We start from the raw sequence: 18,858 nt of genomic DNA, 5'->3' as shown, positions 1-18,858 counted from the left end.
CCTCTGGCATCTTAGCCTAAAAGGGATTTAGCCTTGGCATAGACATTATCCACCGTGAAACCGAATTTTGCCATCACCACATTACCTGGCGCGGAAACGCCAAAGCAGTCGATGCCAATGGCAATACCTTCATCCCCAATATAACGCTCCCATCCCCAGGTGACGCCGGCTTCTACAGATACTCGTTTTCTCACGGCCTTGGGCAATACGGACTCTTTGTACTCTTCGTCTTGGGCTTCAAAAAGCTCAATACAGGGCATAGATACGACCCTTACCTTTACGCCTTCTGCCCTTAACTTGTCGGCCGCCCCCACACACAAAGCTACCTCACTGCCAGTGCCTATTAGTATAATATCGGGGGTTTCTTCCCCACCGGAGAGGACATAGGCGCCTCTGGCTACCCCTTCTATGGAAGTGCCCGGCAAATTGGGCACATTCTGACGACTCAAGGCTAAGAGGGAGGGCCTGTTTCTGGTTTCAATAGCCACCTTATAGGCGCCAGAAGTCTCATTGCCGTCGGCGGGGCGGAATACGTACAAATCGGGTATCAGACGCAAAGACATCAAATGCTCGACGGGTTGGTGGGTAGGGCCATCTTCTCCCAGGGCGATGGAATCATGAGTCATCACCCATATTACATGGGCTTGTGATAGGGCTGACAGCCGGATGGCATTTCTCATGTAATCTGTGAATACTAAAAATGTAGCTCCATAGGGAATAAGACCGCTACGGTGTAGTGCAATGCCGTTACAAATAGCCCCCATGGCATGCTCTCTAACGCCAAAGTGGATATTGCGGTTGTGGTAGGCGCCCTTTTGGAAATCGCCTTCATGGTGAATCTCTGTGAGGTTGGAGTGGGTTAAATCTGCTGAGCCGCCGATTAGTTGGGGTAATACCTTGGCAATGGCATTTAGGCAGATTTCTGAGTGTTTACGGGTAGCAACGGGTTTATCTTCAGGGGTATAACGAGGTAGACAGTCGGCCCAGTTGTCGGGCAATTTGCCATTAAGGATATTCTCAAACTCCTCTGCTTCGGCTGGGTATTTGGCCTTGTAGGTGGCAAAGGTTTCTTCCCACTCTGCCTGGAGACGGGCTCCTCTTTCAATGGCTTTGCGGCAGTGATTATACACATCCTCAGGTACCACAAAAGGCTCGTAATCCCAACCTAGATTCTTGCGGGTAAGGGCTACTTCATCTGCACCTAGGGGCGCACCATGAACCCCTGCTGTGTTAGCCTTGTTGGGGGAACCATAGCCTATGGTAGTTGTAATCTTGATGAGGGAGGGTCTATCGGTGACTGCCTTAGCATTTTCTATGGCTCTGGCAATGCCTTCCAAATCTGTATTTCCGTCTGGTACATGTTGTACATGCCATCCATAGGCCTCAAACCGCTTACATACATCCTCTGTGAAGGCTATATCTGTAGAGCCATCGATGGAAATATGGTTGTCGTCGTAAAGAGCTATTAACTTACCTAACCCCCAGTGGCCGGCGAGGGAGGCCGCCTCGCCAGAGATACCTTCCATGTTACAACCGTCCCCCAGGAGAACATAAGTGTAGTGGTCTACAATTTTGCAGTCTGGTTTGTTGTATCTGGCGGCTAGGTGGGCTTCTGCCAAAGCCAATCCTACTGCATTAGCAATTCCCTGCCCTAACGGTCCAGTGGTAACCTCCACCCCTGGTGTCATGAAGTTTTCCGGGTGTCCTGGGGTTTTTGACTTCCACTGCCGGAACTGCTTGATGTCCTCTATGGTAACACTGTCGTAACCGTATAGATGTAACAGGGAGTATAGTAACATGGAGCCATGTCCCGCTGACAGCACAAAACGGTCACGGTTGAACCAATTAGGGTTTTTGGGGTTAAAGCGCAGGAAACGATCCCACAATACAAAGGCCATGGGCGCCGCCCCCATCGGTAGGCCTGGGTGTCCGGATTTAGCCTTCTCTACCGCGTCTATGGAGAGAAAACGAATGGCGTTAATGCACAACTGTTCAATAGACTGGCTTGCAACTACCATAGTCAGTTTGTTTCTACTGTTAACTGTTAACTGTTTATCTTCTCATTCTTTCGGATGGAGCGCAACTTGTTTCCCCATCAACTCGGTGGATTATTATATGCCCTTGGCCCTACCACAAAAGGGGAATTTTTCGTCAAATCAGCAACATTTTTTTACAAATTGTTGAGCTAGACTAGGGGAAGGTTACAATCACAAAGGAAGGGCAGAGACAATGGGTATCAAAGGCAGCGGCGTAGTAATCCGCCAACTGGAGTCTATACAGGGGGGTATGTCGTACTTTTATACCCCCCAGTCCAGTCACGAAACCATGCTAGTACAAATTCCCCCCCACAGTGTGGATGATTTGTTTGTACACCGTTTTCAGACCGATCAGCTGTTGGTGGTGAGGGGAAGTTTTGTATTGGTGATATTGCACAACAGACGTTACGAGTACATACACTTAAGGGAGGACAGGCCTCAGGTGGTAATAATTCCGCCGAAAATCCCCCATGGCGCCATCAATCTCAGTGATAAACCCTGTTTCTTGGTAAATGCCGTATTGCGTCACGGTAAACCCCATCCCAAAGACTATCAGCCTGTCAAAAAACCTTTCCCCTATGATTTACAGCATGTATTGAAACTCTCTGATTCTCGGACAGTCAGTCTCAGCTAATCAAACCCAGTAACCAGTTAGCAATGGTAGCACGTCTAGCATCTCGGGGGGTGAATTCCCCAATCTTATAGCCTTTGAAACCTAATTTTTCCTTTAACAGTTGCTTCTTTTCGGGGGGAATTGAGCGAGTCAACTTGACCACGGGGGGACGATTAGCTATAAAATCTGGTGGGTTGGGGTATTCTTTTTGCCAACTTTCTTCTACCAAACTGGTATCCCATTTCCCCGTTGTCTCGTCATAACGATACCCCAAATAATACCAGGCCAGTTGATTCACCGTCTCGTCGTCTATCTCTTCCTTCAGAATGCCCCAAATGGTCTCCTCTGTCAGCGGTGGCAGGTTTTTTAACATCCGATTAATCTCCCTCAAAGAACGTCTGAACTATTATTGTAATTGACCGTTCCACTGTCGGGGGATTGGTGTGTCGTTGCAATAGGGATAGGACTTCTAACCACTGTCACTTCTATAATCCTCTCCTTGTCACTAGTATCCCCCTCCTTCCTAAAAGCCACTGCCTTCACCTACTCCCTTAAATCCCCCTTTATCATTGAGTTTGGTAAAAAGCCCATAAGTGAAGAAGAGTATACCACGGCAGGGTTCGCGAATGCCCCCATAGTCACCCCAGAGGCCGCAGGCCGGTGTGTTATACTGGCTAGTCCCTAGCATACTGCTACTAGGGTCTATGTTTGTTTCTCCTCTACTTCCCGACACCCACACCCCCTGCCTTTGCCCTTGTCAGAAAGATACAAGAAGCACCAGGAGTATTACTAATACAAGCCCGCCACTTTCCCCGCAAGAGTCCGGGTTTTGCCCTTATTGTATCAAATAACCGTCAATGGCCGGGTTGGCTCCCTCTTGCCACCCCTGCTACTGTGGTGGCGGAGTGACAGTCTCTGGCTAAAATGTAAAGAATTGTTACGAAAAAGCCATAAAAATGGGAAAACGTCTTGACAGGGAGGAAAAAAAAGGTTAAATTAGAGACATCGCACCTGGGCAGAGCAAACAGCAAATATGCAAGAAAAGCAAAAAGTAACTCTCTATCTCCCACCTTCGTTACATCGCCAACTGAAAATAAGGGCGGCGATAGAAGGGGACTCCATGTCTGCCTTGGTGGAAAAAGCCATAGGCTTCTACCTAGGACACCCGGAAGTGGTAGAAGAGGTGGAGGCGGGATATGGCAGGACGCACCAAGTGCACATATGTCCCGAATGTAACGCCGCCATGGTACTGCGAGATGGCAAGATGGTGTCCCTAAAGAGTCAGCCTACCGTGGTGGAAGAAGAACTGCCACTGTTAGAAGAAAAGACCAACACCGTTGCCCCAAACGCCTCAGGACAGTTGCTGCCCTGTTAGATAGAAGTCAAGCCGCGACCACCGTCTTTTGTACCACTCACTGCCGACTACTGTTGAGGAAAGGCCCATGAAAGAAGAGTTGAGCATCCTGATAAGAGCCCAGTATCCCCTCATATACTTGATCACATCGGAGGAGGAGCGCGCCCAACAGGCAATTGCCGAAATAGTGGCAAGGACGGCAGAGGGCAAGACAAGGCCGAGGATCTACCTGTGGACGGTGACCCGTGGCATAGTGGAATGGGGCAATAGTGAACGGGTGTCGGGGCAACACAATACCATCTCCCCAGAGGCGGCCATCGAGTGGGTGGTAAGACAAAAAGAACCGGGGATCTACATATTCAAGGACTTACATCCCTTCCTGGAGTCCCCCACCGTAACCCGTTGGCTTCGAGATGCCATAGCTAGTTTCAAGGGGACAGAAAAAATCATGATCCTAATGTCACCCTATCAGAAAACTCCCCCGGAACTGGAAAAGGATCTGGTGGTGTTGGACTTCCCCCTGCCAGAAGCAGGAGAGCTAGATGGAGTTCTGGAAGGGGTAGTCAGAAAGGGCAGAGTAAGGCCACCATCTCCGGAGGTGAGGGAGAAGCTGGTAAGGGCGGCTTTGGGACTGACCCTGGACGAGGCGGAAAAGGTATACCGCAAGGCAATTGTCCAGTCGGGCAGACTGAGCGAGGAAGAAGTGGAAATTGTCTTGTCCGAGAAAAAGCAACTCATCCGCCGCAATGGCATTCTCGAATACCTGGAGGAAGACGAGACCATAGACGAGGTGGGGGGATTGGAGGAGCTGAAGCGGTGGTTGACTCAAAGGGCCGAAGCCTTCAGCGACAAGGCCAGAGAGTACGGCCTGCCTCAGCCGAAGGGGATGTTGATTCTAGGTGTCCCAGGGTGCGGTAAGTCCCTTATTGCTAAGACCACCTCTAAACTCTGGGGATTGCCTCTGTTGCGGTTGGATATGGGCAGGGTTTACGACGGCTCCATGGTGGGGAAGTCAGAGGCTAATCTGAGGAGTGCCCTGAAGACTGCCGAGTCTATCTCCCCTGCTATCCTGTTTATAGACGAGTTGGACAAGGCTTTCGCGGGGGGTGCTGGCTCGAGTGACTCGGACGGGGGTACTTCTAGTCGAATTTTTGGTTCCTTCCTTACCTGGATGCAGGAGAAACGCTCGCCGGTGTTCGTCATGGCCACTGCTAACCGGGTTGACAGGCTGCCGGGGGAGTTCCTGCGAAAGGGCCGCTTTGACGAGATCTTCTTCGTGGATTTGCCTACCCCCCTAGAAAGAGAGGCAATCTTCAGAATTCACCTCAGGAAAAGACGCCGTGACATCAGTCGCTTCGACCTGGAGGAGTTGGCAAAGGTTTCCGAAGGTTTCTCCGGGGCAGAGATTGAGCAGGCGATAGTGGCGGCCATGTATGAGGCCTTCGCCCAGGGGAGAGAGTTTAACCAGCTGGACATCATCGCCGCTATCAAGTCCACTCTCCCTCTGTCCCGTACTATGACTGAACAGGTCACCGCGCTACGAGACTGGGCCAGACAAAGGGCCCGACCTGCTTCAGCCTCCATCGCTGAGTACCAGCGGATGGAGTTTTGACAGGCTTTCTCTGTTATAGAGAAAGGTTAGCCCCGTGCTAACAGTTCTACTTGTCCTTTAGTTAATTGTTTGTTGTCGTTAGAGAATAGGAGGAAGTCCCATGTCCCATTTTAGCACACTCCGTACAAAAATAACCGACGCTGAAGTTCTCATCAACTCCCTCAAGGACCTTGGCCTGACTGTTAAGCTCAACGCCGATGTCCGCGGCTACAACAATCAGAGAATTCGTGCTGACATTGTGGCCGTTTTGGAAGGGGAATACGACCTGGGATGGTCTCGGAATGCCGATGGCACTTTTGACCTCATCGCCGATCTGTGGGGTGTTGCCAAGAAACACAATCAAACTGAACTCATCAACTCCATCAACCAAAAATATGCTGTTAACAAGACCCTGAAAGAGGTTAAACAGCGCGGCCTACAAAATGCCAACGTCAAACTGGTGGTTAAGTAGTGCCGTCTTCTAGGTGACTATAAAGTGTTTTGCTAACAGGGTTAGTCAAGGAGGGCTTAGTTAGCCCTTTTTTTTTTCTTTTTGTTTTTTGTGGGGTTTTCGTGGAAAACACGGGGAACTGTCCCTGTTTAAAATCGTTATACTTATTGTGGATGGAGATGTAAAGAGCCGAATGATTCTGAGCTATTGCTTCAACCCCGACTGCCCCTCTCCCCAAAATCCCCCAAATCTGAAATACTGTCAGGCATGTGGCTCTGAGCTTATTTTAAGGGGTCGTTATCGTGCTGTCAAGAAAATCGGCAAGGGCGGCTTCGGCTCCACTTTCCTTTGTGTGGATTTGTCTCTCCCTGGCAACCCCCTCTGTGTGGTTAAACAATTGAAAGTGCCTGCGGATGACAAAGAGGATTTTGAAATGGCACTGGAATTGTTCGCCAGAGAGGCCAAAACCCTGGGAAAGTTAGACCATCCCCAAATACCCCGTCTTTTGGACTATTTTGAACAAGATAGGCGCTTTTACCTGGTACAAACCTGGGTTAAAGGGGATAATCTCCAACAGGAAGTTAAGAAAAACGGTGTTTTTACTGAGAAAAAGCTCAAGGAATTTCTGGAGGAGATTTTACGGGTGCTTAAATATGTCCACTCCCAAAAAATTATTCATCGCGACATCAAACCGGCTAATATTATCCGGAGAGAACAAGACGGTAGACTAGTACTCATTGATTTCGGGGCAGTCAAGGATGAGGTCAATAGCCAGTTGGCGGCGAAATACCACGGCAAAACCGCCCTTACCCAGTTTGCTGTGGGAACTATGGGTTATGCACCCCCTGAACAGTTGGCCATGCGCCCCTTCTATTCTAGCGACATTTATGCCCTTGGCGCTACCTGTTTGTACTTGTTGACGGGAAAATCGCCTAAGGAATTTCCAGTAAATGAAAATACAGGGGAGTTGGCGTGGCGAGAGTCTGTTAACATCAGCAAGGGTTTGGAGACTATTTTATCCCGAATGTTGGAGGTGGATGTACGCAACCGCTACAAGTCAGCAGAAGAGGTGTTGAAGGATCTAGAATTGATTTCTGCAGAGGGGGAATTGAAACAGGGATTGTTGATTCAATCTCCCCTCCCTCAAGCCACTTTCACCGCCGATGACTCCTCCTCTGATGCTAGTTATGCTTCCCCCACTGCCCGTTTGGCCAAGGCTATTAGGGCGAGAAAATCCCGTCAGGGGAAAACCGGCCATCTGGTTGCCCTTCCGGTCACAGTGGAGACTATCCTTCTCAGTTATGGCAGGGGTAAAAGGGACTTTAGTGGTCAGAATTTAAACGGGTTTGACTTCTCCGGACAAGAAATACCGGGAATCAATTTCCACCACTGTCAGCTGCAAGGGGTCAACTTTGAAGGAAGCAACCTGAAAAGGGCTAATTTTTACGCTGCTGACCTAAAGGGCGCCAATTTCTACAAGGCCCGTCTCAAATATGGGCATTTTCTTAAAGCCGACCTACAAGAGGCGGATTTGCGGGAGGCTGACCTGCGAAAGGCCAATTTGGAGGGGGCAAATCTCATGGGCGCTAACCTCTGTGGTGCCGACCTTACGGGCGCTACAGTCACCGAGGAACAATTGGCACAAGCCGTAACCAACTGGAATACCATCTTCCCCGACGGCAAAAAACGTCTGTTTGGCTAGGGCAGACTTAACATCACTAACTGCCTCTTGACCAGAGAACGCACTTGTGATAGGTTTAAGGATACCCGAGATAAGATGTCCCTTACTGTAAATTGTTTGTCGGGATTCAGGCTACAGAGTTTCATAAAGGCAAACTCGTTGTCGTCAAGGGTAACGGGTTGAAATTGGTAGTCTAACAGGTTTTTACTCTCCCAGCCAAACATACAGGGATTCAATTGGGGGATGGCTTTTGCCAACAGGTCGTCGTCTTGCCAGTCATATCGGGGTAATGGCGGTTTGGCTAGAAAAAACTCGTAATGGGTAATGGTTTCTGGATCTAGCAATTCTATCAAACGGTAACGTTCTTTTTCTGTTAAGGAGTACGCCTTTTTCATTAGTTCTTCATCTTTACCCAGCAAACGCTCTAGTTGCCATACCTGGGGGTTGGAAAAGCCCACAAATTCTAAACCTGAGCTGTTGATAAAATCAAAAAGGGTATTGATGTTAAAGTCTATCTCTTGGGGGTGGACATACATATCGGCAAAACACTCATCCCTTTGATTTTCCCACGCCCAACGCTCCCTTTCCCTCCTCACCAAACGATTGTTTTCCGGCAAGGCGGCAAATATTTTCCTCCCTATCCTTACCCCCTCCTTGTAGTCGTCTTTTTTATCATTTAACAGGGCAATGGCCTGTTGCATCAACCTGATTTCCCATCTGCCTAACTCCCCATACACAAAAATATGGAAAATTCCACCTGGAGCCAATTTTGAAGCTAATGCCTTTAACCCAACCTCCGGCTGGGGTAAATGATGTAATACGCCAACACAGTTGATAAAATCAAACTCCCCCTCCAACTGGCTAACCGACTCCACAGGCAACTGTTTGAAGATAATACTCCCCTGAAATTCCTTGAGAATTCCCGACTTTTCTAGTCGCCTTTGGGCAATCTCTAAGGCTTTCTCACTAATATCTATTGCTACTATGTCAGCCTTGGGGTTGTGTAGTATTAAATACTCTGTCCCCGAACCTGTACCACAACCCGCATCTAAAATGCGAATTTTCTCCCTTTTTTTGGGCTTGATGCCAGTACAGAAATTATAAGCCGCCTGATAGTGCCAACGCCAATTATAACCAGCAGGGGGTTCGTCTAATAGGGGATCTGGTGGGAAGGGATATGTGTTATAAAGTCTTCTAACCGCCTCTGTAACCTCTGACATCAACTTCTCATCCACTGCCTCTTTCCCTGTCAGATTATATCATGACCTTTCTGCTATAAAATTCCAATAATCGATAAAATCTTATGCCCTGGAGACCATTTCCCGTCTTTATATGTACCAGAAAGAAAAAGAAATTGCCATCGCCGCAGTGCGTCAAGCCTCCCGACTGTGCGAGAAGGTTAGGGCAGCTATACCACCAGCCTTGGCAAAAGAAGACAAAAGCCCAGTGACCGTAGCAGATTTCGGCTCACAAGCCATCATATGTAAAGCCATAAGAGAGGCCTTTCCCGATGACCCCATTGTAGCAGAAGAATGTGCCCAGCAGCTACGTCAACCAGGAGCCACTGAGATTCTTAGCCAGGTGACTAGATACGTGCAAGAGATTATCCCCTCTGCTACCGCTGACGAGGTGTTAGACTGGATTGACTACGGCAATGGCACTGTGGGGGAGCGTTTTTGGACCCTAGATCCCATTGATGGCACAAAGGGATTCCTCCGTCAAGACCAATATGCTATCGCCTTGGCACTGATTGAAGGGGGAGAGGTAAAATTAGGAATATTAGGATGTCCCGCCTTGTGGGATGGCACCCTGTTTGTGGCTGTAAGGGATGAAGGGAGTTATAGGATGCCCCTGACGGGAGAAGAGGCTGTTAGACTACAAGTGGTTGACAGTCAAACGGGGGAGTATTTCCGCCTGGTGGAAAGTGTAGAATCCAGTCACGGCGACTCAGAAAGACAAAATGCCATTGCTAGGGCAGTAGGTATTACTAACCCCTCCCTAAAAGTAGACTCCCAGGCCAAATACGGCATTGTGGCTTCCGGAAGGGCAGCCTTGTATCTCCGTCTCCCTTCCCCCAAATATCCAGACTACCGGGAGAATATTTGGGATCATGCCGCAGGTGCTATCATTGTGGAACAAGCTGGTGGGATTGTCACGGACATGTTTGGCAAACCCCTTGATTTCTTCTCCTCCCCTAAGATGATTAATAATCGAGGTATAGTTGCCTCCTGCGGTAGCATACACCAAGCCGTATTAAAAGCCTTATCCTCACAATGACAATAGCCCGAAGTATTTGTCTTGGCTTCGTAGCCGTCATTGCCATTGGCACCTTTCTGCTAACCCTCCCTTGGTGTACGGAAACAGGAGAGTGGGGGGATTTGCTGACGGCTCTTTTCACCTCCACCTCCGCAGTATGTGTAACCGGCTTGACAGTAACAGACACTGGCACTTATTTTTCCTTCTTGGGGGAGTTGGTAATCCTCCTGTTGATCCAAATAGGGGGATTGGGCTACATGACCACCACCACTTTTTTAATACTCTTAATTGGCAAAAAGTTCGATTTTAGACAAAAAATAGCCATAAAAGAGTCCTTTGACCGTCCCTTTCTTCAAGGCAGCCGCAATCTGGTGATATCTATCATTGTCACCACCTTCATCTTGGAATTGGTGGCCACCATCCTCCTTTTTCCCACCTTTGCCGCAGACTATGGCCTATTTCGGGGAATATGGCTGGCTGTATTCCATTCTGTAAGCGCCTGGAATAACGCCGGCTTTAGTCTCTTCCCCGACAGCCTCATGAGATACCAGACTTCCCTGCCAGTTAATCTGATTATCACCAGTCTGATAATCTTAGGGGGTATAGGTTATCAGGTAATCATCGAAGTCTGTTTCTGGCTAGTAGACATCCTCCGCAACAATAAACCCGTCCATGAATTTTCCCTCAATTTTAAGGTAGTAACCAGTACTACGGCAGTGCTATTGGTGTTGGGCACCATCGCCGTCTATTTGACAGAAGTCAACAACCCTTCTACCCTAGCCCCACACCCTTTTAAGGAACAAATTATGCTAGCCTGGTTCCAATCGGTCACCAGTCGCACTGCCGGGTTTAACTCCATCGACATAGCCGCCATGACTTCTTCCGGCTTGTTTGTTACTATCTGTTTGATGTTTATTGGCGCTAGCCCCAGTGGTACGGGTGGAGGAATCAAAACTACAACTATTAGAATTCTATACAGCAGTACAAAGGCGGTACTACAAGGACAAGAACAGGTAATAATGTTTAAAAGAGAAGTGCCCGTATCCCTAATTTTAAAGGCAATGGCAGTGGTCTTCGGTTCTGCCATGACAGTGGTGGTTATAACCCTCATTATATCCCTTCTGGATGGGAAACACGAATTCCTGGCAATTCTATTTGAAGTAGTCTCCGCCTTTGCCACTGTGGGATTGTCTACGGGAATTACCCCTCAGTTGCCCCAGTTGGCAAAAATGGCTCTAATATTTACCATGTATCTAGGACGAGTAGGAGTTTTACTGTTTATGGCGGCTATCATTGGTGAAACTCGTCCAAGTCGCATCGAGTATCCCCAAGAAAATCTATTAGTAGGTTAAACTACCATGGTGGACAAAAATAATCCTGCTCACCCCAAAAGCTTTTTTAACCTAGATTTGGGGGGGATAAAGTTTCTCCAAAACCTCAGAAAAGACACCCGTCAATTTGCCGTTATCGGCTTAGGCAGATTTGGGAGGGCAGTCTGTCAAACCCTCTACAATATGGGTTATGAGGTTTTGGGCGCCGATGTGGAGGAAAAACTAGTTGCCCAAGCCTTAACAGATAAAATTGCTACTAGTGCCATCCGTTTAGATTCTACAGAAGTTAGCGCCCTCAAGGAAGCTGGCATTTTTGAATTAGACACCGTTATTGTCGCCATCGGTAACTATCTGGAAGAAAGCATCGTTACTACCCTTAATCTCAAAGAAGGGGGGGTAAAATATGTGGTGGCTAAGGCGTCATCCGAAACCCATGGCAAACTCCTTAAAAAAGTGGGTGCTGACTTGGTAGTATACCCCGAATACGACGCCGGTAGGGAATTGGCTTATACCCTCACTAAACCGGGCATTTTAGACCGATTTGAACTAGACCCAGATCATAGTATAGTAGAAATCCAAGTGCCAGAAGAATTTGACGGCAAAACCCTGGCTGAGATTAAATTACGCACCCGTTATGGGTTAAATGTTTTGGCAGTAGGCAATGAAGAAAAACTCACTATCAACCCCCCCCCTCAATATGTCCTTACCAAAGGCCATTATATGGTAGTTATTGGCTCCAATAAGGACATCAACCGCCTTTGACCTGTAATTTTTTTCGATTACGACATAATTCTAGCGCCCATTCTATGGCGGCTATCATGCTTTTTGCCTCTGCTATCCCTTTCCCCGCAATGTCAAAGGCTGTACCATGATCTGGTGAGGTTCTTACAAACGGTAATCCTATTGTAGTGTTTACCGCCTCAAAGAAGGCCATAGCCTTGACGGGAATTAAACCCTGATCATGATACAATGCCAGGAAGGCAGAAGGGGTGGCAATGCTACCATCCAGAAACCATGCCTGTGTAGGTTTCACCCACATGGTGTCAGGAGGGATTAAGCCGGAAAAAACCACATGGGGATATTGGGCTTTTGCCTTTTCTAGCCAGTCGGAAAGCCATTGTTTTTCCTCCCACCCTATTTTCCCATCCTCCCCACTATGAGGATTCAAACCGGCAACGGCAATATGGGGGTTACTTACATTAAAATCCTTCTCCAGGCTTTCCACCAGTAAAGACAGTTTTTCATCCATTAACTGCGGCGTGAGGGTATCAGCTACCATTTTTAGGGGAATATGGGTGGTGGCTAAAAGAGTGCGTAAAATCCAGCCGGTGTAGGGAGATTTAGCCACAAACATCATTCCGTATTTTCCCACCCCAGCCATCTCCCCCAATACCTCTGTTTGTCCTGGATAATTTATACCCGCCTCCTGCCACCAATACTTAGCAATAGGTGCTGTTACAATCCCGTCAAATTCCCCCTTTCTCGTCAACTCAATAGCCTCTTTCAGGTAAAGAAAACTTGCTCTTCCCGTTGCCTTGCTTCCCTCTCCCCAGATAAAATCATAGGGGCAATCTATATCCAACACCTCCAGACAATCTGGGTTTGCCAGTGGGGCATCGATAATACTCTGCAGATGAGTATAAGTCTTCCTTAGGCAGGCCTTAGACCCAATTATAGTAATCTGGACATCAGATGGTATTGTCAGCTTCCCTAAGGCTTTTAAAATCACCTCTCCCCCTATCCCTGCTACATCCCCCATTGTCACTGCCAGTCTAATAGTCATTGTCTTGTTTCTCCTGTTTTTGGGAATTCTCTTGGGGATTTAAAGGTAACCAAACGGTAAAACAACTCCCCTTTCCCTCCTCTGAGATAAGAGTAATATCCCCCCCATGTAGTCTCGCCAACCCCCGGGAAATAACTAATCCCAAACCACTCCCTCTATGTTTCTTATGAAGGGGTGTCTTTAACTGCACAAAAGGCTGAAACAATTTTTTTTGTGACTCCTCGTCTATGCCAATCCCCGTGTCTATTACCTTAAACAACAGCCAATCCCCCTCCCTGGTTACCCTTAGGGTTACTGAGCCCTCTTCCGTGAATTTTACCGCATTGGACAGTAGATTTACTAGTATCTGTTTCAGACGGCGTTGATCTCCCTCACAGTATACTATGTCTTCATCTATCTCTAATTTTAACTCCAGATTTTGTTCCTCTGCCTTGGTTTTTACCAGGGATAAACTCGCCTCGCACAACTCTCTTACCAAGATTTTTTCTAGGAATAATTCCTCTTTTTTCGCCTCAATCTTAGACAAGTCCAATAAGTCACTGATTAACTCCAACAGGTAGGTGGCTGATTGGTATATTGCGTCTACGTATTGAGCTTGTTTTGGGTTTAAATCTCCATAAATCCTCTGTTGCAGCATTTTTGAAAAACCTATTACTGCTGCTAGGGGTGTCCTCAACTCATGATTCATGTAGGATAAATATTCGCTCTGTTTCCGTAAATTAGACTCCAATGTTTTCTCCCTTTCCTCCAGTTGCTTCTCCTTCTTCTCTAGTCGATCCTGATATAGGTATAGGGAGATAAATTTGAATATACCTGACAAAAATTTAAGGGAATAACTGCCCACTTTTTCCCCTTTTTCTGTCTCTAGATATACATAGCCCAGCAGTTGGTTTTTAAAAATCAGAGGAAATAGATAAACGCCACCCCCTTTGACCCAACAGAGGGATTGTTCATAGTTTTGATTGGCTGGAATTTCTTGTTTAAGAGTACTATAAATTGAAACGATATTAGGCTTTTCCCCGGGATAAAATTCATATTCCCGGACAATGTTATCCCCTTCTTCTACTCGGAAAACAATAAAAACCCTGACTGCTACTCTTTGAATGATTACTTCTAAACAGGCGCGACAAAAATCCTCTACTGTCTTGGCTGTTTCCAGGGGGAAAACGAGAAAATCATAGAAGTTGTCTACAATTTCTGGATTCACTAGGCTCTTGTCCAATACAACAGGGTGAGACATAGTTTTAGCTTTCATTAGAATAGTTTAATCTAGAATTGTCTTCGGGAGAAAATTAGTATTGTAATACTCAAAAGGAAAACAATGTATAAGAGGGCATAAACTAGTGCACTAAACAACTCCCCAGTGGGAGGTAGAATATTGTAAACCGCCCCGTTTTTCAGGTTTAGTCTTTCTAAGTCTGGCACAATGGCATAAAGGAGCCTTGTAATTTGCTTTACTCCAGGATTATCAGTGATTTTACCCAATTGTAATAGATCTCTACTTAAATGTCCCATAATATAAACCCCAAAACTAAAGAGAGTGGCTAGAATGGAACTGGTGAAAACACCGAAAGTCATGGCGACGGCCACCAATAAGGCCAATTCCAAAAGGATAAAGGCGACGGCTACAAGAATACTCCCCAGGTTGTAGGGGATTTTCAACGTGCTGAGCAGTATCAGATAAAACACCGTCATGGTACTTAACAATACAAATATAACGGCTGACAGGCCCAGATGTTTGCCAATGATAAATTCGGCACGGGCTACGGGTTTAGGTATTAATACCAATACTGTTTTTTTTTCTATTTCTTTATTGATTAATCCTGTGCCTACAAAAATTGCAACAATAGCCCCGATTAAACTAATAGCATTTATCCCCAAATCTAGAAATATTTTTTGATCCGCCCCTACAGAAATAGGCGGTAGCAATATAGCCCCGAGGATTAAAATTATGACAAACAAGCCCACAATGTAGAGAATCTTATCCCTTAGCACTTCCTGAAAACCATTCCTCGCTACAGCTAAAATCCTACCTATATTCATCTTTCCTCCCCTTTTCTTTTTTCTCATTGTCTATTTTACCCCCTGTTCGTTCCCTCGTAAATCCCCCTTTTTCCCCGCCCTGTTTTAACTCCTTTTTCCCCCTTTTTTGTAATTTTTCACTACCTCTTGTTTCCTTCTCTGGGTCAGGGATGATAAAAAAACTATAACTTGTGTAAACAAATATAAAGTTTATTTGGGGTTTTGCTGAGAAAATTACAATTGAAAATTAAAAAAGTACGAGAGGAGAAGGGGGAGAAAAGAAATAAATCTACAAGAAAAAAAAGATGAAAATATGAGAGAATAAAACAAAGGGAAGAGATAAGAGAGAAAAATAGGAAAAAATGCTCAAAAAGACACCGCAATTGTTTGGCAATACAGCAAGGGCAGAAGAGTGTACCAGGATAGAGGTAGAAGACGATCGCACGGGGATGAGTCCAGAAACCCTTAAGCGGGCGTTTTTGGACAACCTGTTTTACATTCAGGGGGTAAGTTTTACAGATGCCACTAACTATGATTACTATGTAGCATTAGCATATACGGTAAGGGACAGGTTGTTGCAGCGTTTCCTCAAAACCATCGAAACCTACAAGAAGAACCGCACCAAAATCGTATGCTATCTGTCGGCGGAATTTTTAATGGGTAGACATTTGGGCAACAATCTGGTAAACTTGGGCATATATGAACGGGTGGAACAGGTTTTAAAGGAATTAGGACTCTCCCTGGAGGAAATATTGGAAGAAGAGCCGGATCCGGGTTTAGGAAACGGTGGTTTAGGCAGACTTGCGGCTTGTTTCTTGGATTCTCTCGCTACCTTGGAGATTCCGGCCATAGGCTACGGCATCCGTTATGAATTTGGCATCTTCCACCAGCTGATTAAAGAAGGTTGGCAAGCAGAAGTGCCCGACAACTGGTTGCGTTTCGGCAACCCCTGGGAAATTCCCCGCCCCGATGAAACTGTAGAGGTAAAATTGGGTGGCCATACAGAAACCTATTATGACAGTAGGGGGAGACAAAGAGTATCATGGGTGCCCGAAAGGACAGTCATTGCCATACCCCATGATACACCAGTGCCCGGATACAAGACTAATACCGTAAACCCCCTCAGACTATGGAAGGCAGAAGCCAGTGAGGCATTTAACTTTGAGGCTTTCAACGCTGGCAATTATGACAGGGCGGTGGAAGAAAAAATCAACTCGGAAACCATCTCCAAGGTATTGTATCCCAATGATAACACCCCGGCAGGTAAAGAATTAAGACTGGCACAGCAATACTTCTTCGTTTCTGCCTCTCTACAAGACTTGGTGCGGCTTCACCTACGCAATAATAACCGTTTGGATGATTTCCACGAACATTTTGCCATCCAACTCAATGACACCCACCCCGCCATCGCCATCGCCGAGTTGATGCGAATATTGGTAGATGAACATGGTATGGATTGGAATCAGGCTTGGGACATTACCCAGAAAACCTTTGCCTACACCAATCATACCCTCATGCCAGAGGCTTTAGAAAAATGGTCGGTAAGCCTCATTCAAAAACTTCTCCCCCGCCACATGGAAATCATCTACCTTATCAACCATCTCTTCCTAGAACAGGTACGTTCGTGGTATCCTGGCAATGAGCAATTGGTTAGAGATGTGTCCCTCATTGAAGAGGGAGAAGACAAAAAGGTAAGAATGGCGCATCTAGCCTGTGTGGGCAGTCATGCCATTAATGGGGTGGCAGCCTTGCACACGGAATTGCTCAAAAAAGACACCCTCCGCGCCTTTGCCTTCCTCTGGCCCCAAAAGTTCTACAATAAAACCAATGGGGTAACCCCTAGACGCTGGCTGTTGTTGAGTAATCCCCTCCTGTCACAGCTGATTACCAGCAAGATTGGCGATGGTTGGTTGAGAGACCTCAACCAGATGCGAAAATTAGAAAAATACGTTGATGACCAGCAGTTTCGTCAACAGTGGCGGGAAATCAAATATAAGAATAAAATACGCCTGGCTGACTACATCCACAAGAAATTGGGTATAGAGGTGGATGTTAACTCTATTTTTGATGTGCAGGTTAAGAGAATCCATGAGTATAAGAGACAACACCTGATGGTGTTACATATCATCACCCTCTATAACCGCATCAAACGCAATCCCGGCATAGACATCCACCCTCGTACTTTCATTTTCGGCGGCAAGGCTGCCCCAGGCTACTTCATGGCCAAATTGATTATAAAACTCATTAACAGTGTAGCAGAAGTAATAAACAGTGACCCCGATGTGCGTGGGCGTCTGAAGGTTATTTTCCTCCCCAATTTTAACGTCTCCCTGGGACAAATTATTTACCCAGCCGCGGATTTATCTGAACAAATTTCCACTGCTGGCAAAGAGGCCTCTGGGACTGGTAATATGAAATTTGCTATGAATGGGGCTGTCACTATTGGCACCCTGGATGGTGCTAACATAGAAATACGAGACGAGGCTGGCCATGAAAACTTCTTCCTCTTTGGTTTAACTGCCGATGAGGTTTACCGTCTCAAAGCCTCCGGTTATAACCCCTATCAGTATTATGAACAGAATCAGGAGTTACGAGAGGTAATCGACCGTATTGCAGACGGCACCTTCAGTCACGGTGACAGGGAGTTATTCAAGCCGTTGGTGGCTCATCTCCTCCACGAGGATACCTATATGCTGATGGCTGACTATCAATCCTATGTGGAATGCCAAAAACAAGTAGCCGCCGCCTATAAAGACAAGGAAAAATGGACTACCATGTCTATCCTAAATAGCATCAGAATGGGTAAATTCTCCAGTGATCGCACTGTTAAGGAATATTGCGACGAGATCTGGAAGGTATCCCCAGTGAAAATCACACTAGAATAACTGGTAGAAGCGTTCGAATAGGGAGGTAGCCGGGGGTATTGACTCCCTCCCGGTTTCTCCCGAGGAGGTGTTTCATGGATTGGATATTAGGCATAATTGGCGCTGCTGCCGTTATTTTCTTCTCTTCTTTGAAAGTGGACAAAGAATATCAGCGGGGGGTGGTATACCGTTTTGGACGACTCAAGGGCATAAGAGGGCCTGGTTTATACTGGATTATACCTATTGTTGAGCAAAGAACCCCCATTGACCTCCGCACTAAAACCGTGGATATTGAATCTCAGGAAACCATCACTGCTGACAGTGTTACCGTAAAGGTAAATGCGGTTTTGTACTACAGAGTGTTAGACCCGGTAAAGGCCATTAACAACATCGAAAACTACGAGTTTGCTGTCTATCAGGCGGCAATGACCACCCTACGAAATGTAGTGGGGCAGAATGCACTGGATGACATCCTCAAAAATCGAGATAAGATTAACCTTCAAATCCAAGAAATAGTGGACGAAATCACCGAACCCTGGGGCATAGTAATAGAAAGAGTGGAGATGAAGGATGTAGAAATCCCTCAGTCTATGCAACGGGCAATGGCACAAGAAGCGGAGGCAATGCGCGAAAAACGGGCACGTCTCATCAAGGCCTCTGCCGAAAAGGAAGCTGCCGAGATGTTGCAACAAGCCAGTCAAACCATAGCCTCTAACCCCATTGCCCTAGAATTGAGAAGACTACAAACCCTCACGGAAATTGGTGCTGAAAATAATACTACTACTGTCATCTTAATACCCAGTGAACTAGTCACCCTGGCTAAGCAATTTACTTTAAAGTTACAAAAGGAATTACAGAGAGAAGAGTTGTAATGGG

Annotated in this window: 18 protein-coding genes; 12 read left to right on the top strand and 6 right to left on the bottom strand. The window is 46.7% G+C overall.

The features are described from left to right. Nucleotides 1–11: 11 nt before the first annotated feature. The gene (gene tkt / locus IGQ44_10605; protein HIK38423.1) at nt 12–2,018 is read right to left on the bottom strand and encodes a transketolase; all 2,007 of its coding nucleotides are present in this window, start codon (nt 2,016–2,018) and stop codon (nt 12–14) included. A 211-nt stretch (nt 2,019–2,229) separates the two neighbouring features. Between tkt and IGQ44_10600 the strand changes: the two genes are divergently transcribed. Further along, a complete protein-coding gene (locus tag IGQ44_10600) occupies nt 2,230–2,670 on the top strand; it encodes a dTDP-4-dehydrorhamnose 3,5-epimerase (protein ID HIK38422.1) in 441 nt (146 codons plus the stop codon). Here IGQ44_10600 and IGQ44_10595 read toward each other — a convergent pair. Further along, nucleotides 2,663–3,022: a DUF1823 family protein gene (locus IGQ44_10595; GenBank protein ID HIK38421.1), complete on the bottom strand. Its 360-nt coding sequence runs from the start codon at nt 3,020–3,022 to the stop codon at nt 2,663–2,665. The genes IGQ44_10600 and IGQ44_10595 overlap by 8 nt on opposite strands. Before the next feature lie 42 nt (nt 3,023–3,064). Between IGQ44_10595 and IGQ44_10590 the strand changes: the two genes are divergently transcribed. The 6 genes from IGQ44_10590 (at nt 3,065) to IGQ44_10565 (ending at nt 7,747) form a co-directional block, all read left to right on the top strand. Continuing rightward, a complete protein-coding gene (locus IGQ44_10590; GenBank protein HIK38420.1) occupies nt 3,065–3,334 on the top strand; it encodes a hypothetical protein in 270 nt (89 codons plus the stop codon). Nucleotides 3,335–3,357: 23 nt separating this feature from the next. After that, a complete protein-coding gene (locus IGQ44_10585) occupies nt 3,358–3,558 on the top strand; it encodes a hypothetical protein (protein ID HIK38419.1) in 201 nt (66 codons plus the stop codon). Nucleotides 3,559–3,682: 124 nt separating this feature from the next. Then, the gene (locus IGQ44_10580) at nt 3,683–4,024 is read left to right on the top strand and encodes a hypothetical protein (protein ID HIK38418.1); all 342 of its coding nucleotides are present in this window, start codon (nt 3,683–3,685) and stop codon (nt 4,022–4,024) included. Nucleotides 4,025–4,091: 67 nt separating this feature from the next. Further along, the gene (locus tag IGQ44_10575) at nt 4,092–5,615 is read left to right on the top strand and encodes an AAA family ATPase (GenBank protein HIK38417.1); all 1,524 of its coding nucleotides are present in this window, start codon (nt 4,092–4,094) and stop codon (nt 5,613–5,615) included. Between the two features lie 100 nt (nt 5,616–5,715). Continuing rightward, nucleotides 5,716–6,066, top strand: coding sequence for a DUF1257 domain-containing protein (locus tag IGQ44_10570; GenBank protein HIK38416.1), 351 nt, complete (start codon nt 5,716–5,718; stop codon nt 6,064–6,066). Between the two features lie 172 nt (nt 6,067–6,238). Beyond that, complete coding sequence (locus tag IGQ44_10565; protein HIK38415.1) at nt 6,239–7,747, top strand: pentapeptide repeat-containing protein; 1,509 nt, start codon at nt 6,239–6,241, stop codon at nt 7,745–7,747. Here IGQ44_10565 and IGQ44_10560 read toward each other — a convergent pair. Further along, on the bottom strand, nt 7,744–8,946 hold the full coding sequence (locus IGQ44_10560) for a class I SAM-dependent methyltransferase (GenBank protein HIK38414.1): 1,203 nt from the start codon (nt 8,944–8,946) through the stop codon (nt 7,744–7,746). The genes IGQ44_10565 and IGQ44_10560 overlap by 4 nt on opposite strands. A 112-nt stretch (nt 8,947–9,058) precedes the next feature. Between IGQ44_10560 and IGQ44_10555 the strand changes: the two genes are divergently transcribed. The 3 genes from IGQ44_10555 to IGQ44_10545 are packed head-to-tail and all read left to right on the top strand — an operon-like array spanning nt 9,059 to nt 12,075. Further along, nucleotides 9,059–10,003, top strand: coding sequence for a 3'(2'),5'-bisphosphate nucleotidase (locus tag IGQ44_10555; GenBank protein HIK38413.1), 945 nt, complete (start codon nt 9,059–9,061; stop codon nt 10,001–10,003). Beyond that, complete coding sequence (locus IGQ44_10550; GenBank protein ID HIK38412.1) at nt 10,000–11,334, top strand: ATPase; 1,335 nt, start codon at nt 10,000–10,002, stop codon at nt 11,332–11,334. The genes IGQ44_10555 and IGQ44_10550 overlap by 4 nt, the downstream gene beginning before the upstream one ends. 6 nt (nt 11,335–11,340) lie before the next feature. Beyond that, nucleotides 11,341–12,075 (top strand): TrkA family potassium uptake protein, encoded by a 735-nt coding sequence (locus IGQ44_10545; GenBank protein HIK38411.1) that lies wholly within the window; start codon nt 11,341–11,343, stop codon nt 12,073–12,075. Here the strand turns inward: IGQ44_10545 and pdxA are convergent. Genes pdxA through IGQ44_10530 form a run of 3 tightly spaced genes read right to left on the bottom strand, consistent with a single transcriptional unit; the run spans nt 12,062 to nt 15,139 of the window. After that, nucleotides 12,062–13,096, bottom strand: a complete 1,035-nt coding sequence (gene pdxA / locus IGQ44_10540; protein ID HIK38410.1) for a 4-hydroxythreonine-4-phosphate dehydrogenase PdxA — start codon at nt 13,094–13,096, stop codon at nt 12,062–12,064. The genes IGQ44_10545 and pdxA overlap by 14 nt on opposite strands. Beyond that, the gene (locus IGQ44_10535) at nt 13,086–14,336 is read right to left on the bottom strand and encodes a HAMP domain-containing histidine kinase (GenBank protein HIK38409.1); all 1,251 of its coding nucleotides are present in this window, start codon (nt 14,334–14,336) and stop codon (nt 13,086–13,088) included. The genes pdxA and IGQ44_10535 overlap by 11 nt, the downstream gene beginning before the upstream one ends. Before the next feature lie 29 nt (nt 14,337–14,365). After that, nucleotides 14,366–15,139: an ABC transporter permease gene (locus IGQ44_10530; protein ID HIK38408.1), complete on the bottom strand. Its 774-nt coding sequence runs from the start codon at nt 15,137–15,139 to the stop codon at nt 14,366–14,368. A 341-nt stretch (nt 15,140–15,480) separates the two neighbouring features. On the opposite strand from IGQ44_10530, the gene IGQ44_10525 reads away from it, so the two are divergent. Together IGQ44_10525 and IGQ44_10520 are read left to right on the top strand one after the other, a co-directional pair. Further along, the gene (locus IGQ44_10525; GenBank protein ID HIK38407.1) at nt 15,481–18,003 is read left to right on the top strand and encodes a glycogen/starch/alpha-glucan phosphorylase; all 2,523 of its coding nucleotides are present in this window, start codon (nt 15,481–15,483) and stop codon (nt 18,001–18,003) included. A 74-nt stretch (nt 18,004–18,077) separates the two neighbouring features. Further along, a complete protein-coding gene (locus IGQ44_10520; protein ID HIK38406.1) occupies nt 18,078–18,854 on the top strand; it encodes a slipin family protein in 777 nt (258 codons plus the stop codon). Nucleotides 18,855–18,858: the final 4 nt, after the last annotated feature.

The sequence above is a fragment of the Geminocystis sp. M7585_C2015_104 genome (assembly GCA_015295805.1).
Classification (GTDB): Bacteria; Cyanobacteriota; Cyanobacteriia; order Cyanobacteriales; family Cyanobacteriaceae; genus DVEF01.
Note: the sequence above shows the minus strand (reverse complement) of the source record. Positions and strands in the feature narration are given on the sequence as shown.